This is a genomic window from Nostoc parmelioides FACHB-3921 (assembly GCF_014696625.1).
GTDB classification, from domain to species: Bacteria; Cyanobacteriota; Cyanobacteriia; order Cyanobacteriales; family Nostocaceae; genus Trichormus; species Trichormus parmelioides.
The window spans coordinates 140,430-166,259 of record NZ_JACJQL010000009.1 but is presented as its reverse complement, the minus strand read 5'-3'; the positions used below and the strand labels follow the sequence as shown (position 1 = coordinate 166,259).

The 25,830-nt window shown below is 40.1% G+C and carries 24 protein-coding genes; 11 read left to right on the top strand and 13 right to left on the bottom strand.

Annotated elements, in window-relative coordinates:
• Window positions 1–302 precede the first annotated feature (302 nt).
• The 7 genes from H6G14_RS09070 to H6G14_RS09040 form a co-directional block, all read right to left on the bottom strand.
• Window positions 303–749 carry an HNH endonuclease gene (locus H6G14_RS09070; protein ID WP_190567004.1) on the bottom strand — a complete coding sequence of 149 codons (447 nt, stop codon included), beginning with the start codon at window positions 747–749 and terminating at the stop codon, window positions 303–305.
• A 10-nt stretch (window positions 750–759) separates the two neighbouring features.
• Entirely contained in the window at window positions 760–1,191 is a 432-nt protein-coding gene (locus H6G14_RS09065) for a hypothetical protein (RefSeq protein WP_190567002.1), read from the bottom strand.
• Window positions 1,192–1,203: 12 nt separating this feature from the next.
• On the bottom strand, window positions 1,204–1,737 hold the full coding sequence (locus tag H6G14_RS09060) for a hypothetical protein (protein WP_190567000.1): 534 nt from the start codon (window positions 1,735–1,737) through the stop codon (window positions 1,204–1,206).
• Between the two features lie 391 nt (window positions 1,738–2,128).
• On the bottom strand, window positions 2,129–4,354 hold the full coding sequence (locus H6G14_RS09055; protein ID WP_190566999.1) for a dynamin family protein: 2,226 nt from the start codon (window positions 4,352–4,354) through the stop codon (window positions 2,129–2,131).
• Window positions 4,355–4,608: 254 nt separating this feature from the next.
• On the bottom strand, window positions 4,609–6,690 hold the full coding sequence (locus H6G14_RS09050; protein ID WP_190566997.1) for a dynamin family protein: 2,082 nt from the start codon (window positions 6,688–6,690) through the stop codon (window positions 4,609–4,611).
• A 23-nt stretch (window positions 6,691–6,713) separates the two neighbouring features.
• The gene (locus tag H6G14_RS09045; RefSeq protein ID WP_190566995.1) at window positions 6,714–7,028 is read right to left on the bottom strand and encodes a DUF3040 domain-containing protein; all 315 of its coding nucleotides are present in this window, start codon (window positions 7,026–7,028) and stop codon (window positions 6,714–6,716) included.
• 812 nt (window positions 7,029–7,840) lie between these two features.
• Window positions 7,841–8,203 (bottom strand): hypothetical protein, encoded by a 363-nt coding sequence (locus tag H6G14_RS09040; RefSeq protein WP_190566994.1) that lies wholly within the window; start codon window positions 8,201–8,203, stop codon window positions 7,841–7,843.
• Between the two features lie 886 nt (window positions 8,204–9,089).
• Between H6G14_RS09040 and H6G14_RS09035 the strand changes: the two genes are divergently transcribed.
• From H6G14_RS09035 to H6G14_RS09025, 4 genes are all read left to right on the top strand, one after another.
• Window positions 9,090–10,064, top strand: a complete 975-nt coding sequence (locus tag H6G14_RS09035; RefSeq protein WP_190566993.1) for a cysteine synthase A — start codon at window positions 9,090–9,092, stop codon at window positions 10,062–10,064.
• Window positions 10,065–10,142: 78 nt separating this feature from the next.
• Window positions 10,143–10,277 (top strand): hypothetical protein, encoded by a 135-nt coding sequence (locus tag H6G14_RS34005; RefSeq protein WP_277884309.1) that lies wholly within the window; start codon window positions 10,143–10,145, stop codon window positions 10,275–10,277.
• 4 nt (window positions 10,278–10,281) lie between these two features.
• Complete coding sequence (locus tag H6G14_RS09030) at window positions 10,282–10,611, top strand: (2Fe-2S) ferredoxin domain-containing protein (protein WP_190566990.1); 330 nt, start codon at window positions 10,282–10,284, stop codon at window positions 10,609–10,611.
• Between the two features lie 161 nt (window positions 10,612–10,772).
• On the top strand, window positions 10,773–11,642 hold the full coding sequence (locus H6G14_RS09025; protein WP_190566989.1) for a DUF5331 domain-containing protein: 870 nt from the start codon (window positions 10,773–10,775) through the stop codon (window positions 11,640–11,642).
• A 345-nt stretch (window positions 11,643–11,987) separates the two neighbouring features.
• Here H6G14_RS09025 and H6G14_RS09020 read toward each other — a convergent pair whose 3' ends face one another.
• The 6 genes from H6G14_RS09020 to H6G14_RS08995 form a co-directional block, all read right to left on the bottom strand.
• Window positions 11,988–13,031, bottom strand: coding sequence for an adenosine deaminase (locus tag H6G14_RS09020; protein ID WP_190566987.1), 1,044 nt, complete (start codon window positions 13,029–13,031; stop codon window positions 11,988–11,990).
• 91 nt (window positions 13,032–13,122) lie between these two features.
• Window positions 13,123–13,605, bottom strand: a complete 483-nt coding sequence (locus tag H6G14_RS09015; RefSeq protein ID WP_338421186.1) for a response regulator — start codon at window positions 13,603–13,605, stop codon at window positions 13,123–13,125.
• 897 nt (window positions 13,606–14,502) lie between these two features.
• Window positions 14,503–16,563, bottom strand: a complete 2,061-nt coding sequence (locus H6G14_RS09010) for an RNB domain-containing ribonuclease (RefSeq protein WP_190566985.1) — start codon at window positions 16,561–16,563, stop codon at window positions 14,503–14,505.
• Window positions 16,564–16,777: 214 nt separating this feature from the next.
• Window positions 16,778–16,993, bottom strand: coding sequence for a 30S ribosomal protein S18 (gene rpsR / locus H6G14_RS09005; protein WP_010998584.1), 216 nt, complete (start codon window positions 16,991–16,993; stop codon window positions 16,778–16,780).
• Window positions 16,994–16,995: 2 nt separating this feature from the next.
• Window positions 16,996–17,190, bottom strand: coding sequence for a 50S ribosomal protein L33 (gene rpmG, locus H6G14_RS09000; RefSeq protein WP_010998585.1), 195 nt, complete (start codon window positions 17,188–17,190; stop codon window positions 16,996–16,998).
• A 44-nt stretch (window positions 17,191–17,234) separates the two neighbouring features.
• Window positions 17,235–17,795, bottom strand: coding sequence for an RDD family protein (locus H6G14_RS08995; protein ID WP_011318155.1), 561 nt, complete (start codon window positions 17,793–17,795; stop codon window positions 17,235–17,237).
• A gap of 138 nt (window positions 17,796–17,933) precedes the next feature.
• On the opposite strand from H6G14_RS08995, the gene H6G14_RS08990 reads away from it, so the two are divergent.
• The 7 genes from H6G14_RS08990 to H6G14_RS08960 all read left to right on the top strand — a co-directional run bounded on the left by H6G14_RS08990 (window position 17,934) and on the right by H6G14_RS08960 (window position 25,826).
• A complete protein-coding gene (locus H6G14_RS08990) occupies window positions 17,934–18,425 on the top strand; it encodes a DUF1499 domain-containing protein (RefSeq protein WP_190566982.1) in 492 nt (163 codons plus the stop codon).
• 190 nt (window positions 18,426–18,615) lie between these two features.
• On the top strand, window positions 18,616–19,038 hold the full coding sequence (locus H6G14_RS08985) for a DoxX family protein (RefSeq protein ID WP_190566980.1): 423 nt from the start codon (window positions 18,616–18,618) through the stop codon (window positions 19,036–19,038).
• Between the two features lie 197 nt (window positions 19,039–19,235).
• Window positions 19,236–21,449 (top strand): Hsp70 family protein, encoded by a 2,214-nt coding sequence (locus tag H6G14_RS08980; protein ID WP_190566975.1) that lies wholly within the window; start codon window positions 19,236–19,238, stop codon window positions 21,447–21,449.
• Window positions 21,446–21,895: a LysM peptidoglycan-binding domain-containing protein gene (locus H6G14_RS08975; RefSeq protein ID WP_190566972.1), complete on the top strand. Its 450-nt coding sequence runs from the start codon at window positions 21,446–21,448 to the stop codon at window positions 21,893–21,895. The genes H6G14_RS08980 and H6G14_RS08975 overlap by 4 nt, the downstream gene beginning before the upstream one ends.
• Window positions 21,892–24,621, top strand: coding sequence for a tetratricopeptide repeat protein (locus H6G14_RS08970; protein WP_190566969.1), 2,730 nt, complete (start codon window positions 21,892–21,894; stop codon window positions 24,619–24,621). The genes H6G14_RS08975 and H6G14_RS08970 overlap by 4 nt, the downstream gene beginning before the upstream one ends.
• 13 nt (window positions 24,622–24,634) lie before the next feature.
• Entirely contained in the window at window positions 24,635–25,249 is a 615-nt protein-coding gene (locus tag H6G14_RS08965; RefSeq protein WP_190566968.1) for a J domain-containing protein, read from the top strand.
• Window positions 25,242–25,826: a nucleotide exchange factor GrpE gene (locus H6G14_RS08960; RefSeq protein WP_190566966.1), complete on the top strand. Its 585-nt coding sequence runs from the start codon at window positions 25,242–25,244 to the stop codon at window positions 25,824–25,826. Before H6G14_RS08965 ends, H6G14_RS08960 begins: the two co-directional genes overlap by 8 nt.
• The last annotated feature ends 4 nt before the right edge of the window (window positions 25,827–25,830 follow it).

The window sequence follows — 25,830 nt, the reverse complement described above, 5'->3', positions numbered from 1 at the left end:
AATCTTTCGAGTAGCCAGTGATAGATTTCGTCTAGCTCGACATCGTTATAGTCACGTGATAAAGACGGTATGTGGATTAGTTAGGTTACATCTCAATGCTTCATTTATACTAAACCATGATATTTAAATAATTCGCTTGAACATTTACTTTTTTAGAAAGCTATGTTTTGAGAAACTTTTGATATTTTTCAGATTTTCATCCTTAAACCGTGATTTTTACGTTCAGCAATGATAACTATCTTATCTCAGTTATATCTCCTATAATCCCTTCACAGTAAGCTTTTTATCTTTTGTAGACAAGTCTATTTTAATGAATTAAGCAGTAACTTGGGACGTGCCATCTTTACAGCAGGATACCAATTAGGATAATTGACAAATATATAATGTTCATATTCATACCAATTCATGTCGCTCTTTTCTTGGTTACAATCTCGGCAAATTACCCATAGGTTTTGAAAATCTATTGATAACCAAGGATATTGTGAGCGTGGTAACTTATGGTCTATACTTTTACCACCTTTTACAGAATAATGTTGCTCACAAATTGGACAATAACCGTCTGAGTTTTCTGTTACCCAATCTTTACTTTCTTGGGTAGTGCCGCATTCATAATCACCATTAATATATCGCCAGTAATCAAATTTTCTGTAATTTTCAAAGTCTTGATATGTAAGTTTGTGATATCGCTTATTCCCAATCTTATTTGCTAGGGAAAATAATTCTTTAAGTTGTTTATCTTCTAGATTCATAATACTTTATTTAATACTGAATATTTTTATGAGAATTGCGTTTATATTTTTTCTTATTTTTATTTTGATAACTATTACTAAAATCAATAAACTCTATTTCCGTGTCAGGAAAATGCGTATCTATAGACTCGGCAATTTCATTTACTTCTACAGCTAACTTTTGATTAAAATCAGTAATTTCTTGAATCGTCTGATATTTGTTACCTATCCGATCTGCTTCTAGAAATAACTCCTCAAGCGTTAAATCATTTAGATTATATTTTTGTAAGAATTCTGCAATTTTTTCGTAAAGACTAATCACATCATTCCAGCCAACATTTTTGTAGCCATTTTTCTTTAGCCAAAATTGGTCTTCTTGATACAATTTAAGTTTATTTTCAGAGTTATTGATTTGTATTACACGATAACTCATACCCTGGAAATTTCTTTTCTTCTTAGTCATAAAATAAATTATCTATCCAAGTGTAGATTTAAACATATGGATTAGTGCTTTCCTAAGTTCACTATCTTCATACTGAAGCAGTTGTTTAGTATTTATAGCTAATTTGAGCCTGATTTCATCTATAAGGTTTTTCAAAGCTTTGTTATCATTTTGTAACTGTTTATTAGCTTGAACTAATTCATTGTTCTGAATATTGGCATTTTGAAGTTTTGTATCCAACACTTTATTTGTGTCTGATAAATTTTGAATTTCATAGGTATATTTTTGCTGTTCTTGTTGGTAAGACTGATTTAGTTGGTTGATTTTAGCTGTATATTCCTGATGAATTCTTTCAATCTCTTTATTTTTTTTTGTTACTATACCTTTCTGAGCAGCTTGGAGTCGTTGGCGATTGATGAGTTCTGTACCCGCAAAACTTGAAATAGCTCGACGAACTGTAATTTCATCAGGATTAGTCTTAAAGTCAACCACTTCCAACGCTCTCATCGCATCTGCTTTTGTCCATCCCTCGTTTTCTAGTAGATTAATTGCTTGTGACTTGTTCACGGTTTTTTGAGGACTGCTAGTAAAATTAATTACATTTTTCTAGATATATCTTACCCATATAGTTAAGTTCAAATAACAATTTCAGTCTATTATCGAAAAATATTAGGCGTTGCTGACTCAATGGATGAAATTTGAAGTGCTGAAATTTCCAAATCTTTATGCTTTCTGCGTCTCTGCGCTACTCTGCGGGTACTCCTGCGGAGAACTCGTAGAGTAGCAGCAAAGCGTCTACTGCGTGATAGAAATTATCCCATATTTATGTAACGCCAAATATCATTTACTACTGCTCACAGCTACAGTGTCTTTAACACGGCACTTGCAAGAATAGTACAAAATGATACCGAGTTAATCTCTGTTTTCTCTTCCCCTAAACCCCCACATCCTTACACCCCTATTTCTTATCAGACAACACCGTATAAGCTTCATTAAATAAACGCATTTTCTCCTGCGCTTGTTTCTGCATCTGGGGTTGATTTACAAATAAATCTGGATGCCATTTTTTGACTAAAGTTTTATAAGTTTGTTTAACATCAGCAAAAGTAGCATTCTGTGGCAATCCTAAAACCTTATAAGCATGAGCAATTTTATCTTTTTCTGTTTGGCTTTGGGGTGGTTTAGGTGCTTGGGTATTTTGATTTGGCTGCTGACTATTTTGAGAACCAGGAGAACGCATATCTGCTTTCATTTGTGCTATTTCCTCATCCATTTCCCAGTTGCGAAACTTTGCTTCTAACTCTGCGGGATTGGGTGAAGGGGTAGTTTTTGGTGGTGGTGAATAAACTTGCTGCTTTGGTTGTGCAACTTTTTTCTCAGTAGTTTTAGCTGTATTTTCTTGTTGTGGTGGGTTAGGTGTAGCTTGGGGTGGGCGAGTATATATGCGTTCTTGTTTTGTCCAAGATTTTTGTTGAGTTTGAGTAACTTTTGGCGTTTCTATATAAGGTTGATAGTTAGAAGCAATTTTGAATTTTTTTAACTCACTCAGTAATTGATTGAAACTCTGTTGCAATCGTTGTAGCTCTGCACGTTTTTGAGTAATTTCTTGTGGTTCTTGAGTAACCTTAAAACAAATTACCTTTTCTGCTTGGCGTTCATATTCAGCTAAGATTGATAAACCTTGATGGCTGAGATGAGCAAAGTACTCTTCCGTTGCAGCTATACAAAGTTTGGCAACTTGTTGATGATAAGATTCATTAGCTAATTGGTCATCTTGCTGTTGTACATTTTTGTTGAGTAAATAGGAAACACTACCAACCACAGCCGCACCGACAGGCCCGCCTAATAACCAACCTATACTACCACCGACAGCAATTGAACCGGGTTCACTCCACGTATCACCACTGTCAGATTTAGGCGGTAGGGTAATAATTGGTTCACTAGGTAAAGGAATTGATAAATCTTCTGGTCGTTCTTCTTGGAAAAATTCGTATGCTTGATAAAGCCACTTCACTACAGCTATTTGTAACTCATTCAAGTCTTTTTTAAGATTGTTTATTTGCCAAGATTTAAAGTTATTTTCTGCTAAAGCAACGGCAGCATCAGCTTGATATTTGGCAAGTAAATTAGGTAAAGCCAGCCAATCACCTAATTCATTAATACTAGCAGTAAAACCTCGTCCAATTAAGTCTTGCGCTTTTTGTTTAATTGCAAACTTGGCATTTTGTTTATCATCAAAAGCTTTAAACTCATGAGCAATAGGGTCAATTTTATTTTTTAATGATAATTGAATTTGGGATGCGATCGCCTGCACTCTCGGTAACTTCACACTGCCCCGATTTTGTTGCAAGATACCCACAACATTTTGCACAGCTGTTTCAAACGCCGCTAAACCGCTACTACTAGCCGCAGCCACATCACCCTTCAACCTGGCGCGTAAAGCGGGTAAAGCATCAACCCGATACAAATTACTAAATCCTGGAGGTAAATCAGCCCGAAAACTTTCTGCAACAAACCTGAGCCGATTTTGTACCTGTTGTTGTTCTTCCGGTTCCAGTAAATTAAGAAAATTAGCAACAAAAATAACTGTTTTAATACCCCTATCCAATAACCAATCGCGCAAATTTTCCCGTTCACCCAGAGTCATCAACTTGCGCCCATCGAGTAATTGCACCACCAAATCTGCACTCAATAATTGTTCCTTAACTAAATTATCTTGCTCCTCCCTATCATTAGTTCCTGGTAAATCCACAAACTCAACACCAGTTTCTAAAAACGGATGGGGACAAAAAACCTCAACAGATGCCACATCCCGGCGCATCTGTCTATTACCATCGAGAATAGCGAACTGCTGTAAAACTTCCGTACCACTGCGATAAACTTCTGTACCATCTACCAACATGATACGCGATCGCACACTAGAACCATACTTAACCGTAATAGCCGCCCCTGTAGTCGGAATCAAATCAATTGGTAAAGCGCGACTACCCAAAACCGCATTTAACAAAGTAGACTTACCATGATTAAAAGGGCCAAAAACCGCAATCCGAAAATTAGGATTTTCCAAATAACTACAGATAGACACCACATCCTGATGTAACTGAGAAGTCCGTTCCAACCCCAACAACCCAGACGCAGACTTCAACACCTCAATCAAACTTCCATAACCTGTATACTGCTCCATAAAACCCCCCGGCTCAATTCAAAATTCAAAATTCAAAATTCAAAACAGCCACCCACAAGAAGCGTTAGCGTAGCGGGACGAAATACGTTTTTAAAGCCTCTCTCCTTGCAGGGGAGAGGTTTGGAGAGGGGTTTTTCCAGCCGTCAAACTCACATGGTTTTAAACCTGCCTTTTTTTCATAAAAACAAAGAGAGAAGAAAAAACTCTCCTCCTCTCTTACATCTCTGCGCCCCTCCGCGTTAAAACTCCCTCATTTAGCCATAATAAGCCAACAAATTACTATAAGCAGCCTCAATCTTTTGCAACTGAGCAATCACATCTTCCTGCAAACTCTTAAACCTTTTTAACTCACCCTCCCGATTAATCTCCCGTGTTTCCTTCTGCTTCAATAAATTATCTAACTCCGACTTCCGCGCAGTAATATCATCATTAATCCGCTTACTCACTTCCCTTTCATAAGCATCAAAACATTCCTTCACCGCATCATAGACAGTTTGCGATTGTTCATGAGCTACTTGGGGTAAATATTTAACCAACTCCTTCTTAGCAGTTTTAACCAACTCTTTCCGCGCTTGGTCTGCTTGTAAAAAACCTACACCCAAACCAAGTAAAGCAAATCCAATGGGGCCGAGAAGTACACCTGTAACGGCTGTAATAATCCCCCCAATTCCAACCACAGTAAAGTAATTTAACAAAATATTTTTCCAATCAAACCCAGCACCAGCCAACGCCACACCAGCCAAATTTCCGCGAGACAAAGATAACAATCCCATTGCCCATTTTGCCCAACTAGGAGAGTTATCATCTTCTGTGGTAGTTGTAGGATTCACCGTAACTTTTTGTCCCGTAAGTTTTTCGGTGATTTGGTCTGTCACTTTACTGTAAGATGCACCATATTGGGATGCACTGCGGGAAAGTTCTTTAAACGCCACATTAATATCTTTTTCGGCGGTTAAAGTCCACGCTGCAAACTTATCAGTAATGTATTGCTCAAAAGCTTTTTGTAGTGCAGCATTAAACGCTTCTCGCTTCCCATTACTTAAGAAATCAAACAAATTTAACTCTGGTTGATAACGTAAAAAATCAGTTTCAAAAGTATTACCCAAATTTAAAACATAGCTGCGGAAAGATTCCGAAACTTTGCGCGCTTGGGTATCCCTAGTAGTAAAAATTTCCTTTTGAAATTGGTCACGAATATTGTTTAGTTTAGTAAACTCCGGCTCGACAGAATTAATTTTTTCTTTTAATTCATCAACATCCTTGTCTAATAATGGTAAGCGTCTCCCAATTGCTTCGCGGGTGTGGTTGACAGCTTGTCTTGCTAATGTTCTGGCTTGTCGCAGTTCTGCGATCGCCCGTTCTCTGGTAAGAAATGTATTGAGGGAAGCTGTAAACTCAGGAAAGCCAGTCCCGGTTAAATCTGCTTGAGAATCCTTCAACCGTCGCCGCAGTGCTTGAATTGATGACAGTTCAAACACCCTCTCATCATAAATATCTTGACCATCTACATAACAATAGTCCGCCAAATTTGCCTTAAATACCTGTCTTAGCCTATTCTCTGACGCTTTTAACTCCTCAACATCATCAGGATCAATCAATGATTCCTTCACCTGATCCCACGCATTAATTAAGAAGAAAACAGATAAACCCCGACCTTTAATATAATTCTCTAAATAGCGACGCTCCCCTAAAGTACAAGGTTGGGAAGCTCGCATCACAAATAAAATTGCATGACAGTTATTAACATATCCCAAAGATAATTCGTTGCGTGCTTCCGTGTCATTTAACCCAGGACTATCAACAATTTCAATTCCTTTTTCTAATAAAGTCAAAGGATATTCTACAACTGCATAATCAACATCAGGAAAAGCTGATTTTTTTTCTTGCTCTAACTTCTTTGCTTCTGCCGGATCAATTGTATATTTATATTTAAAGCTAGCAAAATCTAATACTTGTGGTCTTTTGCCATCATTAAAATGAATAGTAACTTTCTTTTCTGCACCGTACCGCAATACAGTTAATACAGCAGTACAAGGGTTAACATCACTAGGTAATAAATTTTCACCAATTAAAGCATTAAGAAAAGTACTTTTACCCCGCTTCATATCCCCTAAAACTAACAGGCGAAACACACCTTTTTTTAGGTTCTTACTTGCTACAGAAATATCCTCTAAATCTCTTTCTAAACTCAGCTTACCAGATGATGTATCCCCAGCTAATTCCGCCTGATTAATTGTGTCAGATAATTTGCTTAAACAGACTGCCATTTCCGAACGCACTTGAGCCACACGTTCCAAATCTTGAATAAATCTATCAGTCGCTACTTGATTAACCACGATAATTACACCTTAGTTAAGAATTATTTTTTTCGAGATACAAAAAATAGCTGATAAGATACCCATCCTAAAGTTGCAATGATAATTAACCCAGCCAAAGCCGAAGCAATCCTCACTGCAACTAACGCCGCTACACCCAAAGCAAACAACTTTGCACCCAGAATTACTTTTTTTATCCAAGGTTTTTGTTCTGGTTGGTGCTTAACAGTTTTATGAAAGGTTGCATCTTCTGGAGAAATTTGTTGTTCTATTTCTCTTAACCGCAATTCTACTTCCTTCTCCCGCAGTATCCGTTCCCGTTGTTCCAGTTCTTGATGGCGATCGTTTGGAAATGTCATTGATGTCCACCCCGGTTAGGACGTTGATGATAATATTTGCACTTACATTGATAATGTATATTAATGTACTTATTTAGCTAATTACCTCAGTAAAATAACTAAGATTTTAAACTCAGGGAACACAAAAAATTAAGCTCATCCCACTCCTAAAAGAAGATGGGATTTCACGTTGACAGTTGACGGTTAACAGTCATCAGTCAGCAATTAACGGTGGCGGGGCGGCTATCCCTCCCACCCCTTGAAAGGAGTGGCTTTCCCGCCGCCTTTGATGAATTATCCAAAATTGATGCTTTGATAGAGTGCATCAGTATAAATATTTTCCGAGTATATTTAGGTTTTATTGCACTGACACATCCTAAATTCTGCATATTTTCTTATGTAGGATTTCTTTGTAACAATTAAAACTTATGCAAGTGTCACAAAAAATAAATTTTTTTGCGTGTAGTTAGGACTTTAGCTTTTATTTTAAGGACTAAAATCCTCACTACAGATTTAAAATAATATGCCAGTTGCGTAAGTGCTAACAATGAATGTTGATTTTTTGGCAACTTTTGGTAATCTTAGCGGATGTTTAAAAAGTATCATTGCTAACACCAAAATCTTAAAAACCTAACCCCTTGAGCCTCCCCTTCCCTGCGTTCGCGCAGCGTGTCGGAGACAGGGAATGGGGGTTTCAAAGCCTCTCTCCGTTTCGGGGAGAGGTACCCTGCGGGAAGCAAGCTATGGAGAGGGGTTTCTAGTATACTTTTCAAACACCCTCTTAAAAGACTGTCAACAGTCAACAGTCAACAGTCAACAGCCTTTTATTATATTTAGCTTGTAGGCAAAGCTACACTTTGACGAAAAGTACGCTTACGCTCACTTTTCCGAATACCTCCAGCCATTTGATACTCATGGCTATTGTTACCAAATTTATAGGCAACACCACGCAAAATTTTCTCAGAATAATCTGCTAAATCTCTTTCATGTTCAATGATTTGGGTTAGCAAAACATCAATAGTAGAAAGAGTGGTATTATATGTTTCTAGAGATTGCCGCAGGTTTTCAATTTTTTCAGTATAAGATTTAACTGTTAATCCTTCTCCCACATCAAGCATTGGATTAATTGATTTAACACTTGCTAGACGGACTTCTGCTTTGTCGAGAATGCGTGAACTGCGCTTATGTCTTGCCATAATTAATACTTGTTCTGCAAATTTGTAATAACTCTATGGTGGACAATTGTTAAAAAAGTTGTCATACGTAAAATTGTTGATTTTTATTAAAAAATATAAATTTACGTAATTTACAGTAGTTTTTATTTTTTATTTTTAAAATAAAGCCCTTCTGTTTTGCAAAAACGTAGTTTACTTCAGTAAAAATAAGCGTAATACTATTTCATCAACATCTTAGTAACTATAGATTTTGCGTAGAAGTTGAGCAAATGTCAAAGCAAAAACTCTTGCAAACTGCGCGTAACACGGAAACTTTAAAGCAGCAGTTACTACAAATAAAGCAAAAACTTACGCAAACGTGGAGGCGGAAGCTGCTACAGGGAAGACAGAAGCCTTTACAGACTGCGCGTAATACGCAAACGTGAAGGCGGAAGCTGCTACAGGGAAGACAGAAGCCTTTGCAGACTGCGCGTAATACGCAAACGTGAAGGCGGAAGCTGCTACAGGGAAGACAGAAGCCTTTACAGACTGCGCGTAATACGCAAACGTGAAGACGGAAGCTGCTACGGGGAAGACAGAAACTTTTACTACAACAATTTAAAAGTTGATCTTAATACTAATTCTCTATAAAGTTGTACCAAATGAATGATATGGAAACGTTGCGTACAAAGTCTTTACAGTGCAGAATAAAACACATCTTCATTAGAAAACGGTATAGTCTCTTTTCTATTAATTTACCAAGTACAAGCTCCGTCTTGATTTTCTCCCTTGATCCCTGCCCCTGCCCCTTTTTCTCTTACTGACCTTACTTAAAGATAGCGATCGCCTAACGATTTGAATTAAGTGTATATCCTGCCACCGCTATAAGTCACAATTTTTATATGCACTCCACTCAAGTCAAAACACAATGGATATCAAGAATGGTTTTGTAGGCACTGTTGGCAACACACCACTGATTCGTTTAAACAGTTTTAGTGAAGAAACAGGATGTGAGATTCTTGCTAAAGCAGAATTTCTCAATCCCGGTGGTTCAGTTAAAGACCGCGCTGCACTTTACATCATTGAAGACGCAGAAAAAAAAGGACTACTTAAACCAGGTGGAACCGTTGTAGAAGGAACTGCTGGTAATACTGGCATTGGATTAGCCCATATTTGCAATGCCAAAGGCTACAAATGCCTGATAATTATTCCTAACACCCAATCACAAGAAAAGATTGATGCACTCACAGCTTTGGGTGCAGAAGTCCGTCCCGTGCCGGCTGTACCTTACAAAGACCCAAATAACTACGTTAAACTTTCTGGCAGAGTTGCGGCGGAGTTAGACAACGCAATTTGGGCAAATCAATTTGATAATTTAGCTAACCGCCGCGCTCACTACGAAACCACAGGCCCAGAAATCTGGACACAAACTGATGGTAAAGTTGATGGCTGGGTAGCTTCCACTGGTACTGGTGGCACATTTGCCGGTGTAGCTATGTATCTGAAAGACCAAAATCCTGCCATTAAATGCGTAGTAGCTGACCCATTAGGTAGCGGTTTATATAGCTATATCAAAACTGGTGAAATCAAGATAGAAGGAAACTCTATCACCGAAGGTATTGGTAACAGCCGTGTCACAGCTAATATGGAAGGCGCACCAGCTGACGATGCCATCCAGATAGATGACCATGAAGCTTTGCGGGTAGTTTACCAATTGCTGCGAAAGGATGGCTTATTAATGGGTGGTTCCACAGGTATTAATGTTGCCGGTGCTGTAGCTTTGGCAAAGCAATTGGGGCCTGGTCACAGGATTGTTACTATATTGTGTGACAGTGGTTCTCGCTACCAATCCCGCATATTCAACCGCGATTGGCTTGCATCCAAAGGATTAACTGTAGATTAGTCATTAGTCATTGGTCATTAGTTAGTAGGGTGCGTCAGTATAAATAATTTCCTAGTACAGCTAGATTTTATCGCACTGATGCACCCTACATCTTGGACTATTGATGTCCTAACACTACTGGCGACAGCCATATCAGACGAGGAAAAACATCGGCAAACCCGTGTTAGGCAAAGCGAACAACAGCAAAATGTAACCGACAAGATTTCAGGTTGAAAAGATGACTAACATTACGCAACCATCAAACTTGCCTTTAACAGAGCCTTCCACCCCCAGATGTGTACGCGTATGTCAACATCGCACCTGTAAAAAGCAAGGTGCAAAAGAGGTGTTAAGAGCTTTTGCAGCTTTGCCTGTCGTAGATGTGACTGTAACAGGTAGTGGTTGTTTAGGTCAGTGTGGAAACGGGCCGATGGTGCTGATTTTACCCGATATGGTTTGGTATAGCGGCATTCAACCTCATGAAGTACCTCTATTGGTAGAACAACACTTGCTAGGTGGTCAAAAAGTCCAGCAGATGCTTTATTATCGGTTTCATCCCCAGGGATAATAAGCTAATGCGCGCCTAAATTGCATAACTACTAATAAAGGCTGTTGACTGTTAACAGTTAACAGTCAACGGTCAACAGCTCTCACGATGGATTATGCAACTTCAAAGCAGAATAGCTTACATACAGGTCTGCACTATTTTTGACTGAAGCGAGGCATCCAATGGACATTCAGGAGCTGCGTCAATCCTTGAAGATGAAGTGGCTGAGTTATTACGAGCAAAATCGTTTTTGGTTAGTCAAAATGAAGGTCTGGGCTACTTATAATGGTTTGCGGCGACCTTCCTCTGGATTTATTTTGGCAACGCTATCTGTTTTAGAACCACAATTTGAGCAGACACTGGCTTTTATTATGGAACTAAATAATAACCCCGATGAGATTGTTGCTGCTTTAGGTTTGAATTTTAATCCTGATATTGAATTACGTAAAAACGAATCTCACACCAACCAGGAAAAACAGCAGACAGAAAGCAAAGCCATCACATTCAATGAATTTGCTCTTAAGAACGGGTCTCACAATCAACATTGGGAAAACCAACCTGTTTTGTCACTGGTAGATAAACCTTTACCATTGCCTACAGCAACTCAGGAGGCTGATAGTACACACGAATTTAAACCAGCAATTCTCTCTTCGAGAAACGGTCAAGCAGCAATCCGCCATACTACATCACAGGTAAACGCAGTTTCTAGCAATTCTCAGCCAGAGCGATCGCCTGCAATCAACCGTAAGTTATCATCTATAACGATACAAACTCCTGACAAAACTAAACCTCTACCATCCCTAAAATTAGCCTTAGCTACCGCATCTCACCGTAACGGTAAATCAGTCAGAGTACTAGAAATTATCACTAATGTTTCGAGTCAGCCAAAAACTCTACCATCACCAACATTAGCTACGGAAATTACCCAAAACGAACAATACGCAAATCAACAAACACCAGCACCAAACAACAAATTTCAGCCATCACTTGGTAGTAATGCCAGTAGTCTAGCTTCTTGGATGGATGAGTTTTGTCAGGGTACTGGGTGTTAAGCTATGACGCTTTTAAATGATAGGTGTTGACGGTTGACTGTTGTCTGTTGACAGACTTGAAAGACCTGTGTTGTCAGGGTTTTATCTTAGCTTGATCGAGAAGATTGAAGATAGCAGATAGCAGATTGCAGATTAAATGTTTTTGGTACAAACCCCGCCGCTTGTCGGCGGAATAAATCTAAAATCATCAATCTCAAATCTTCAAGCTGCGTCTCTTGTGGGTGCAGTCAATCTCAAATCTACAATCGGCAATCTACAATTGGTTGACACTCAACCGTCAACCGTCAACTGTTAACAGCCAAAACGAAACGATGTGCAAATAAAACTATTCCCATATCTCGTTAATTAGTCTTTCAGTGCTAAAACTTTGCTAGTTTCCGGTTGTAGTAATTCATTCAATAGGGATGCAGGACGTTCACCATAAGGCCAAGCAAAGGCATGGCGGAAAGCTGCATCCTGACAAGCTTGTAACTGTTCAAAGTTGATAATGTCGTAAGTTAAGAGATTTTCATACTCAAATGGCAAACGTACATTATGCAGCCCGGCGTTATCGGTACAGATAGCAATATCTACCCCAGCATCAAAACATCGGTCAAAGACTAATTTCAGTTGGCGGATGTCTTGTAAAGTACCTGTTTGAATATAAGTTGTGGGACAGACTTCTAAACACTGACCGCGCCTAGCTACATCTGGCAGTAACTCTGGATACAAGAGGGGGATTTGGATACCGTGACCAATCCGCATTAGGTAAGGTAAGAGTTGGGGGTAACAACCAGATGGGGTTTCGTAAAAGTGTCCAGTAGTATTAACCCCTAGCGATCGCCCATACTCATATAAACTGATCCATTCGGACAGGCGATCGGCGTAATGGCTATCACCCCCCGCTACATCTATGCCACACACATAATTTTTGTTTTGCGCCGCCAAATCAATAATTGCCTTGTTCACCTCGTAAGGTAAACGTGTGTGCATACACAAGATTTGGCTCGTCACAATAGGGTATTCTGGCTGTCTACTAGCCTCCCCTACAACTTTGACAATTTCTGCCATCTTGTCAATTCTTTGGGACTGGCTGAGATGTTCTGGTGTCCGCAAGTAGGGAGTGTAGCGCAGTTCCAGATAAGCCAAATTCTCAAAAATGTAGGCACCCCGTACCAAACGATAAATAAAGTAAGGCAGAGTTTCTACAGTTTGTACACTTTCTACAAGGGTGTGCAGTTCTAAATACTCATCTAGGGTATTACGGGGACGGGTGTAGAAGTCTTCAAACTCTGGGTATTCGGCAAACTGGGAAATCAACTCCGATGAGTGTCGCTCAAAATAGCGCCATAAGACACGGGGGACAACAGAACCACCCAAGTGTCTATGCAATTCTGCATATAATGCCATAGTGTTACTTTTTGATAAAAATTTTAATAATATTAACAAAATTACGGAGATAAAAAATCTATATCTTCAGGAAGATTCTGTAAATTCACTGTTAATTGTCAGTGTGGACGGTATGAATTGTCTGTACTAACTCTTTGGCTGTACAGGGTTTAGATAAAAATGCCTTTACTCCCATGTTAGCAATTGCACTCTCATGGAGTTCAGATAAAAGCCCACTAATAGCGATAATTTTGATCCGGGGATTAATCTTTTGTAGCTTGCGGATAGCGATCGCCCCATCCATTGATGGCATCATCATATCTAACAACACCACACTAATTTGCTCTTGGTGTCCTGTATAGATTGATATAGCTTCCTCACCATCACTAGCAGTTAATACTCGATAATTGTATGCTTCTAGAGATGATTTGGTAATTTCACGAATAATTGCCTCATCATCTACTACTAAAATTAATTCTCTATTGCCAGTAGGCGATTCCATCTCTACAGAATCAGCTGATTGAGTCTCCATGTCAGAAACTAAAGCCGGCAAATGCACCTGAAATCGTGTACCTTTACCTTCCGTACTCTGCACGTTGATAGAACGACTGGAGAAAAAAACAACTATGTTAAATATTGTAAAAACAATAAGATTGAGTTCATAGTAAGGACTTTAATCCTTGTAAATTTCTCACTATAAGTCTTTAATTATCCCTGTTCTACTCAGTTCATTTAAGGCTAACAACTTAGACGTGGTGGTAAGTTGAAGCCATCTCTCCACTGAACCGTATTGATATATAACCAACAAAAAAGGCCTGGTAGAGCCAAGCCTTTATGTATACCAAGCATTTACTACACCAAGCTTAATTTAAACCTTCTAGCACCTTAGTTCATCTATCCTTAGACTGTATGCAAATTCTTTCAGACCTGTTATGAACTGGCATATTTACATACAAAAAAGGCTTGGTTCAACACCAAACCTCGATAATTGCTGTGCTTAACAACGTAATAAATTAATTTAAACTGGATTGTTGTCCTGATCATCTTCCTTTAGTATGTGTTGCCAAAAAACAAAAAATGATAAGTGATTTTGACTTTTCAGGAAAATACTTTTGACCAAAAATAAATATTTTAAATATAAAATAGAGGCTTGAATAATATTTCAGCCTCTATATTTACCAGGTGTTTACCATATATCTCTAATTTATTCCTTTATTAATAATAGTTCATCTATCGAATTGGTGTGTACAAAAAGTTAAAAATTTGGTAACACCAATTTGAAAAAAGAATGGCACAAATAAACCATTTGTTTGTAGAGACGCGATGAATCGCGTCTTCTTCACCCAATGATGTGTTGCCCATTTCAGGCGTAGGGCGCGTCAGATATCAAAAATTTGTTGATTGACAGAATTTAAGCCGTCTGACTCACCCTACTAATATGGTTGCTCAAAAACTACTCAAGAATAGCCAAGGTGAAAATCGCTAATCTGATCTAATTCGCTGCTGTCTGGGCTTCTTGATAAATTATTTCTTGGAACTGAATTACATCCTTTTGCGGATCGGAGATACTAACTTTTACTAATACCTGTTCACCGAGTCTCACCGATCGCTTGAATACCATTGGTAATTGTAAACCCAAATCTTCTAACAATATTAGTGCTAAGTTACTATCTTCCCGTAACCACATGAGAACTGTTACTTGCCAAATCTCTTCTGGATGGCGGCGCAAATATTCCAACGCCCAGTATCTATTTGTTTGCCGTTCTACCATTGTCAGCTCTTGGGTGGTGCTGGTGACGGTCATCATCACTTCCTTGAGTTCTTCGGCGGTAAAGGGAGGAACTTCACCCCGCAGGTGGGCTTTGAGTTGAAAGTGCGTGAGTAAGTCACTGTAGCGGCGAATTGGAGATGTAGCTTGGGTGTAGGTATCCAAACCTAAACCAGCGTGACGCACAGGAGTAATACTCATTTCACTCTTGGGCATACAACGCCGCATGGCACAAGCACGGACAAATCCGGCTGGCAGTCTGAGTAATTCGTCTTCTGGGGGTAATTCCGGTTGTGGTTGACCACGAAAGGGCAAGGGTATGTTGTGTACTTGACCGTAACGGGCTGCAACTTCCCCGGCTAGAATCATCATTTCTGCTACTAACTGCCGGGAACGGGAGTCATCTAAAATGTCGATACTGATGTCGTCATTTTTGACTTTAATCATCGCCTCCGGCATATTGATGCTGATGGCACCCTGATTATACCGCCAAGATTTGCGTTTAGTTGCCCATGTAGCGATCGCCGCAATTTCTGGTTCTGCTTGTACGCCTAGTTCCAACATCTCATCTACGTCTTCGTAGGTGAGGCGATAGGTAGGCTTAATTAAACTAGGATGAATAGTAAAGTCCTGTACTGCCCCTGTCCCATCTAAGACAACACCAAAACTCAAAGCGCAACAAACTCTTCCCTGTACCAAACTCATGGGGCCAGTTGCCAATACTTCGGGGAACATGGGTATCATTCCCGTGGGTAAATAAACTGTGCTACCTCGCTTCCTGGCTTCTAGGTCTAAATCATCTTCTGGCGCTAAATAGCGGGTAGGATCGGCGATATGCACCCACAATCTTTCCCGGCTATCGGGGAGTGTTTCCCAACTCAATCCATCATCTATTTCAGTGGTGCTTTCATCGTCAACTGTGTAGACCTTCAGGTGAGTCAAATCAAGGCGATTTGTGTCTAAGTCTGTCGGCGGGAAATCCAAACGCTGTTGCGCCACTTCTAATACCTTGCTAGGAAACTGAACTGGAATTGACGAACGACGCAGGAACAAGTTTTCTGTGGCACTCCACCACCCCAAATCTACCAGTAATTGAAAAGCGCCTTGGGGGGTTGCGGGCCGCCCCAGCATATTCATTGTTTCTAAAACTGGGGCTGGAGGAGGATAGGCACGCGCCAGAGAATCATAGTTTAGCCCCACCTTTACAATGTCAGCCAAAAGTGTTCCATACTTTTCCAATCCTTCTAGGCGTTGGCGGTCATGACGCTGCCACTCTACTGCTTCCCCTTGGAGTGCTTGCTCGACACGCGTCAAAAATTCCTGCTGTCCCCTAGCTTTGAGGGCTTCTACTTCTATCTGGTGTTTGCGCTCTGCTACTTGAGCCGCCGTTCTCGGTTCGTAAGCATCACCTTTTTGTTTAAAATATAACTTGTCATCTGATAACAAGCAATGAGCAGCATAACTGGGAGCTGAGTTGGATTCTGAAAACAGTAGATTAGCCATTTGGGATGGCGTGACTGTTTCTCCATCTTCTACTAGTAATTCCCACGCCACTTCTAAGCTAGAGGGGTCGAGATAAGGCTTGACTTCCTCCAAAAACCTGTCAATCTCTGATGGCTTATAAGTATTGCCGTTAACTGTATATGTAATTTGTCTAGGCGCGAGGCTGTGGGATTGACCACGTTCATCTACCACAAACCAACGGGTTTTTCCATCTGGGCGGTCTACCACGCCCAAACGGCGATCGCCTTGAACCCTAAATTCAACTAGCGTCCCCTTCTCCACAACTCTCGCAATTAATTGGTTAACAAATAGATTTTAGATTTTGGAGTTCAATAATGACTACTAAATCCAAAATCCTGTGATTTTAACTGTAGAACAATATCCTACACTAATTGAGATTTTAGATTATGGACTCAGACGATTTAAAGCTACATAACACTATTTATGTAGCCACTTCCGTTTATCCAAAATCTAAAATTCTCGCCACTGACTAGAATTAGCCTTCCGCATTGATAAATGGCAACAAAGCCACAAGACGGGAACGTTTAATTGCTAATGTCAATTCTCGCTGCTGTTTAGCGGTTAGACCAGTAATTCTTCGGGGTAAGATTTTACCACGCTCGGTGATAAATTTACGCAACAAATCAACGTCTTTGTAATCAATCGGTTCTCCAGGCTTAATTGGAGACAGGCGACGACGGTAATAGCTCATCTTTACTTGATTTCCTTGTGAACGGTATGTTTATTACAGTGGGTACAGAACTTTTTCAGTTCTAGACGATTGGTGGTGTTACGACGGTTCTTGGTTGAGGTATACCGGGAAACACCTGGCGATCGCTTGTCTGGGTTTGTCCGGCATTCAGTACACTCCAGTGTGACTATAATGCGCGCACCTTTACTTTTAGCCATAATCTTATCAAACGCTAAAGCCTGAAGAGAATTAACACAAATGACTATCGTCTCACATTTCGTCGTAAAGTTCCAACTATTCGCTTAATTTTTAAATCAAGAGAATAGCCCCGACTAGACGAAACTATGAAAGTTCCAGCGTAGCGGTCATGCCAAGCCTGCCGCATCTGGGTATCAGAGAAAGCCGCACCACAGTCAATTGCCAGAGGAATCACTAGCAATATGGCAGTAGGGTTGAGTCTAATGTTGCCCAAAGCAATGGACAGCAAAAGAACACCAAAGCCAATTATAACTTCTCTCTTGAACAGTGCCAGCAATTCAGGAATCCTGGGGACAACTTCCCCGTTTTCCACTTCCAGCACCTTTAAATCAAACGCCCAACGCCCTAAACTTTGTCCTTGATTGTTAAAGACAACCAACACCCGCAAAATTAACCAACCGATCACAAAAACTAAAATTTGCACAACTTGAATACCGATACCACCACTATTACCCAAGAAAGAACTAACTAACCAAACACCAAGAAAATCCACACCCAAAGCGAAACCTCTTCGCCAAATATCAGCCTTAGGATAATGTTTTTTGGGGATGCGTTCGATAGTCATAAAAATGGGGGGTGGGGAGTAATTCTTGTTGCTTATATATTTTAGGACTTACACAAACAGGTTGTCTGTTGAGACCGGTGTAAGGGTTTCCAACATTTATACTCGAATGGGTATTAAATTTTGAGGAGTATATTGATCATGTTACCTCTACTAAAACCTTTCGCTTTTCGCCAACTCCTATGGAGTATGGTTTCGGCAATATTATTCTTGACAAGTATTGTCATATTTCCTGCGCCTACTTGGGCTTCTCATTCTGGGTTGGGGGTTGATAGCGGTCATCTTAGTGCTTGTCCAGCTTCTCCAAATTGTGTTGTCAGTCAAAATGCTGATCCTAAACACGCCATTGAACCAATTCCCTATCATGTAGACCGGGACAAAGCACGAGAAACTTTACTCAAGGTGCTGACAGTTGTACCGCGTACGGAGGTTGTAGAACAGACTGATAACTATATCCATGCCCTTTCTAAGAGCCGTATTTTTAAATTTGTTGATGATGTAGAATTTTATTTACCTCCTGATGAGTCAGTAATTCATCTGCGATCGGCATCTCGTATCGGAGATTCGGATCTCGGTGTTAATCGCAGGCGCATGGAACAAATTCGTCTGGCTTTACAGGATTTAAATATTTAAGGAAACACCAAAAAATACATTATTCTGCTTAAATTTTGTTGACTGTTAACTTTCAACAGTTAACAGTCAACAATTCCAATGGGATATTGTTTTATCTGGAAGTCCGTAGACAGAAGAATAGCTAACCTCAGATAGAAGAACTACAGGAAAACAATATTTACCATGTTCTAAGTACATTCTCTATCTGTGTATGTCTTCTGTAATCGACCAAGGTTATCATCGCCAAGAGTTATTCCGTGGTATTTTAGCTGTCGCTATCATCATAGTCGGCATCACCCATTTTCTTAGACCAGAGCAGTATGCTCGGATTGTACCACCACCATTTCCGCCATTTACATCAGTCTACGTTAGCGGGTTTTTTGAAATTCTCGGTGGTATCGGCTTAATGATTCCATCCGTCAGCGTCGCAGCAGCATGGGGGCTTATTTCCTTATTTATTGCTGTGTTTCCTGCCAATATTTATATGGCGCTGCATAACATTCCCATTGATGGCATTCCGCATAATCAATTACTCTATGTGGCAAGATTACCATTTCAAGCGGTGTTAATTGCCTGGGCATACTTGTATACTCGCAGGTCAAACCCTGAGGGAAACTCAAAAACAATAAGTTAGCGCTGATAACTGCATATAAACTTTTGCTAACCTGTTGGTTTGACAGTAGTTTTGCTGAGGTTAGTTTTCAAGTGTTTTGTATAACATTGGTTGAGCAAAGTCTAAGTAATCGATAAAAACCCTTAATGAATAGGGATTTTACTCGTGTATAAGCTTGGTTCTTCTCAACAATTTATACAAAAAAGTCTTGGGTCAGCATGGGTAAAGCAATCGGAATTGATTTGGGAACAACTAATTCTGTTGGTGCTTTTAAGTTAGCGGAAGTAGAGGTGGTGACAGCTAACGACAATACACCACCAGATAGAAAATTGACGCGATCGCTTGTTGCCTATGACCAGGATAAATTATTGGTGGGAAATCAAGCTTACAATCAGTTACGGGCTGACCCGGAAAATGTGATTGTTTCCATTAAACGGTTGATAGGTAGGGGTTTTAGCGACCAAGCAGTCAAGAAACAAAGGTTAGAGGTTGGTTACAAAATTACTGAACCTAGCCACGGAACTGATAACAGCATTGCGGTTTGGCTAGGAGGACGGGAATACAGTCCAGAGGATATATCGGCGGAGATTCTCAAAAAAGTTGTATCTAATGCCCAAGCTTATCGTCAAGGAATTGGCAAAATAGACGAAGTCATCGACCAAGCGGTAATTACTATCCCTGCCTATTTTAACGACCAACAACGGCACGCCACCCGTACCGCCGCCCTCAAAGCCGGACTGACACCCTTAGAATTACTACCAGAACCGACTGCTGCTGCTATATCCTACGGTTTTTCGCCAGATAGCGAAGATGTAAAGACGATTCTAGTTTACGACTTTGGTGGCGGTACATTTGATGCTTCCCTGATTACCGCAGCTGGTACTTCATTTATTGAACAGGGGAAAGCGGGAGATTTATGGTTAGGTGGGGATGACATTGATTCTCAAATTATGAACTTTGTCAAAACCCAAGTTGCCCAGGAAGAGAGAATTGCCGATATTGATGGCTTAATAGCCAAAATGCCCCATTACCAAAGGCTAAGATTTAACGCTGACCTGAAAATGGCGGTAGAACGTGCCAAGGTTGAATTAAGTAGCGCCCAAGTAGCACGGATTAGCCCAGCAACTCAATTACTGGACGAATTAGGCATTGCCATCCCCATTGAAGTAGAAATTACTCGTCAGCAATTTGAGGCGATGATTAATGACTTGGTTGATCGTTCAGTGCAGATTTGCCGCCTAGCCTTACAAGATGCAGAATATCACTTGGAAATGGTGGATATAGTGCTGTTGGTTGGGGGGTCTTCCCAAATTCCTTTAGTACAACACAAAGTTAAGGAGGCTTTTGGTAATAATAAGGTAGTTTTGCATCCGAGACCGATGTATGCGGTGGCGGAAGGTGCGGCGATTGTGGCGGCTGGGCAAACAGATAAAGTTACAACAGTATCCCGTGATTACTACATCAAGTTACTAGACGATCGCTATAAAGTTATTAACCGTAATGATATTCTGCCTGTCATCACATCCCACACCTTCAAAACTGTGGCTGATGGACAACGGTTAATTCACTTCCAGTTTTTTAGCCCTGACCAAGTGAGGAAAGAATTGGATGGGGTCGATAAAGAAGAAAGTATCGGGGATATGTGGTTGGGTTTAAACGAGGTTTATCCCAAAGGAACGGAAATTTTAGTGAATTTGGAGTTGGACGAGAAAAATAGCGATTTGAAAATGACAGCAACCCTGAAAAATGACCCGGCGGAAAGAGTGAGCTGTACGTTTTCACGGGGGCGCTCGGATGAGAAAATTTATAGAGAATTAGAAGTAGCGATCGCTGAACTCAATAATCAAGACTTAACTCAATTTGGTGTGGAAGAAGCATTGAAGCTAGCAGTTCCAGTAGTCAAATTAGCTAACAGTATTATCGATCCTAAAACTGAGGAAGAACGCATTGATAAACGTGATGATGCTAAAGTCAGCTTGCAGAAATTCCAAGTTTCCATGTCTAAGGAAGCTTTAGACGCAAAGTCATTGATGAATGAATGCGATCGCATCGTTCAAATTTGCGGTTTCCTCATTCCCCCACCACAAAAGGAAAGATTACAAAAGCTGAGTCAAGATTTGCAAGGGGCAATTAATACCCATGACTTATCGGGAATGGAGTCTTACAGCGAAGATGCTAGACGAGAACTGGATAATCTACCAAATGAAGTCCAAGTTATTCAAGCTAGTTTATTAGCTATCCGCCAAGCAAGGCAAGTTGCACCTACTCAAGCTAGTGCTATGTCGGATAAACTTTATCGTCTACTAGAAGCGATGGAAAGTGGCAATGGAAAAGAAAGCGATCGCTTGTGGCAAGAACTACAGCCAGATGTCAAACTTTGGCTGAATCAGGAATTACCTAGCAATATAATTGCTACAGGAATCAGCCGATGATGCAAATTAATTGTCCTGTGTGCAGTTACCAAGATATTACAGGCGATACTTGCCCCAATTGTGATGCCGATTTACGTGTAATTCGGATGCTGCAAGCGTTACCACAAGTCCCGACTCAATCGCCTTGGCCATTAAGAATTGCCCTGTTGCTGCTAATTATTGCCATAGGTCTGGGAGTGGCGACGAATTTGATATTTTCTCGACCGCAGTTAAATACAGTAGTTATTACTCAACCCAGCCCTGTTACACCCCAAAAGCCCCCAGAACCAACCACCTACACAGTTCAAACAGGAGATAACCTCAGTGCGATCGCGCAAAAATTGTGTGGTCAGGGAGTTTCTTTGCCAGCAATAGTACAAGCCAACCCCCAACTGATAGGTAGAGAAAATTATCTAGAGGTGGGACAGGTGTTAAAAATTCCTCAGTGCCAGGAAGGTGTTCAATGAACCTACTGGAAAACTTGAATAGATTCACTAAAAATCATTTGGGGATAGGAATTGTGAATGCTTGGTTGCAAGTACCACAAACTAAGGAAGCTAGCCAAAAAGCAGCACGACTAGCCCAAACAAAGCACCTGCGGGAAGCCATCACCATAGCCGAAAAAGCCCTAAGTTTTTGGTCGAGAAAACCCGGTTTTTGGGAACGGTTGATTTGCCAAATCCTCTTAGGTAATCTGGTAAATCAACTAACTCAGCAATTACAAGAATGGCGTAAACAAGTAGCGACAGTTGACAAACAACTTGCTAGTGCTAAAACTCTGCTCAAACAAGATACTGGCGATCCTGGGGAGACAACAAACCTGACGAGTATTATTACCATTTATCAGCGTTGTAGCAAAATCCTCCACGACGAGAAGATATTGCAAGCCATTCAACAATGTCAACAAGAACTACAGAAACGCCACCAGTTCCAAGGATTAGTACAGCAAGGCCAATCCCAGGTAGAAAATCTGTTTTTTAAAAATGCGATCGCCATTTACCAGCAAGCTGAACAACTTTATTCCACCCAGCTACTAACTCAAGCCATTGCTACCGCTACACAGCAAGTTCCACAAGAAGAAGTTTACGAAGCTAGTTTACAAAGAGTGCGACAGGGAGAAACGGAAGGAAAATTACGAGGAGCGATCGCCCTTTTAGAATCTGCTTTAGCTAGATTTCCCCGCACCGATGGACATGAGTTATTACACCAACTCAAATCACTAGTTAAAGGTAGAGAATTTTTTCGCCGAGGTTTAGCCGCAGAAAAAGTTGGTGATTTCCCCACAGCTATTTCTTTATACGAAAATGCTGAATCTCTATTACCAGAAAACACTAATTGCCGCATTAGGTTAGGCTTAGTCACAATTAAAACTCAAGCCTGGGAAACAGCACTATCTTACTTGCAAGATTTACCGGGAGAACAAGCTGTATATCTACGGGGATTTGCTTATGCACAACAAGAAAATTTACAAATAGCATATCGAGAATGGCAAGGATTATCGGGCGCACAAATCAGTGAACAACGAGAAATTCTCAAAATTCTCAGCCAAAGACAAAGGCTATTTTCTCTACAAAATATTGAAGAATTAGTTAAGGCCGAAAATATAGAACAAGCAAAAATAGCTAGTAGAGAATTTACCCAAATATTTGGTTTTAATCAGTTAGTAGAAAAAAATCTCCAACAACATATCCAGCCACGTCTTGAAGCGGCAACTTGGCAAGGAGCTAACTGGCAATTGATTAGCCAACAAGCTGAAAAGGATTGGATTGCCGAACCTAATATGATTACCTTACATAATTGGGCTATAGCTAATTACTATTACGCTCAAAATGACTCAAGTCAAATCATGAATTCAATTATTTCTTTATCCACGTCCTTAGCAAATCTCCATAAAGATATAAATCTTCAAGATGTGCCTTGGCTAGGTAACAAATCTGTTGATTTAGACTTGGTATTTAATCAAATAAAAAACAGAATAGAAATACTTATTGATACTATAAGAGACAAGAATATTAATAATTATTTAAAGTCTCGTGATTGCTGGCGACTAGAAACATTAGCTCTTGATTTAATGAGCAAACCTCCAGTCAAAGGCATGAAAATAAACGATATATTTTTAACTCCTGGTTGCTATAATCATTATCTCAATCTTATCCAAGGCAATAATTTCAGTCAAATAGATCCTCAACAAAAAAACTTACATTGCTTATACACAAATTGGGGATTAGCAGTAGCGGCTTGTGTGGCAGGAGATAGCCAAAGAGCAATTAAACTTAAACCTATAAATCCAGCAACTTCTGAGTTAGAAATATTTGCTCATAACTTTGTTGCTTATTATGAAGGATGCTATTACTTACAACAACATAAATGGCGTGAAGCAATTAATCCACTTAAGCAAGCAAAATCAGAAATTCAGGTTAATGAAGAATGGCAAATAGAACTAGATAGACTTTGTAGCTTACAGCGTCAAAATATCTCGGAAGACCAGGAAAATTTAGTTTTTGCTCAATTTTGGTACGACATTTTAGATAGCCCCAAAGCGAGAACTTATTTGGCTGAATACAAAGCAGAAAGAATTAGAGAACAAGTTGCTAATAAACAAATATCTAAGCAAAAAGCTCTTAGAGAACTAGATAAAATTAAACTAATTGATGCTGACAACCCTATTGTCATAGATTTAATTCAGCGAATTGAATTAGCGTTGGCAGTAGAAGTAATTGAAGAAATTTTAAATAAGAATAATCTAGAAGGAGCAGTTAATTTTGCTAAACAAAATGGACATCCCAAAATTAAAAATATAGTCACTGAAATTTGTGTAGATATTTTAGTTGATGGATTTAAAACCCGAAAATTTGGCTTTGAAGAAATTTATGATTTAGGTCGCTGGGCTTATGAACTTAGTCCCGATGAACCAAATATCCAAGAAATCTATCTGATTAGCCAAGAACTATATGAAATCCATCATCTCATCAAAGGCGATCGCCATCAAGAAGCCGTCCGCCGTGCCAAGTCTTCACAATATGACGCTATTCATTCCTATGTTGGCGATTATTTGATGATGACCTTGATTAGAGGACTTAAAAGTGAAACATTACCTACCCATTTAGTCCATCAATTAGGTCGTTGGGTATATGAACTCTGTCCCCATGACCCAGATTATCAAGAAATTTACCGCCGACTAAATATTCGTTGAAAAAAGGTGAAACATGGAACAGAATCCCTACGATATTCTAGGTGTATCTCAAGCAGCATCAAAAGCTGAGATTACCAAAGCTGTAGCAGTAGCGATGAAGCGCAAGCAATATCCTGTAGATGTGATTGCGAAAGCCCAAAAAAGCTTGATGAAGCCAGAAGAACGCATCATTGCTGACTATTTACGTCCTATATTGCCTCCCATTAAACGTTTTAAATATAGTGACTTATCAGCCTTAGCAGAGTCCGCCCCCACCTTAGCTATATTGCCAGAATTTGATGGATTAGAAAAGGCGATCGCTCAAGCAACCCAAGAAGAAAACCAAGAACGAGAACCCTTAACCATACCCCTAGCAGAACTCTTAAGCGAGGGTATCACAGCTTGCCAAGAAAGACGTTACCCCAAAGCCATAAAATACTTAGAAGACTACTGCCACATCTGTCAAGACCGCTATACTCAAGCTTATATCCAAGCACAGATGTGGCTCATTAGAGCTTATCAGCTCGGTGGACAATTACAAAGAGCCGTGGCACTCTGCCAGATGTTAGTCAATCATCCCCATCCCCAAGTGCAAACTTGGGCAAATAAAACTCTACCTCATTTATCAAAAGAGATGTCCCGTGTCTGACTCACCCTCAATTTATCTCCAAGTCACCAATTGGCTAAAATCCACTTTTCTGGGTATCAAGCCAGAAATCCCCACATCTTCCCCAGATGTAGCGACATTTATCGAGAACCGCTATCTGCTAACTCAAGCACAACGGGACTGGTTAATCCAAGAATTTAGCAGCTTACAAAAGCAAAATACCTCACTCCAGCAGTCCCTGCGAGAACAACAAACTCAAACCACAGCCAATACTGAAGATTTATTCTTAGAACTGTTGGAAGTTACCGACGCACTCGAAGCCTTACTCAACTACCTAGAAAATAACCCAGACCCCAGCCCAGAATTTTTCCAGCGCTTACCCAAATCCGTAGGCGCAGTCCATCGTAAATTTCTCAGCGTCCTCAGCAAGCGCCAAGTTTTACCTATAGAATTGCAAAGTGACCAACCCGATTTTAATTTTTGCCGAGTGGTAGACCGAGAAATTAGAGATGATGTAGAAGACCAAACAATTACTAAAATAGTCCGTCAAGGTTTCCTCATCGGTGAAAAAGTTTTACGTCCCACAGAAATCATTACCTCAAAATCAGAACAGAGTTAATAAT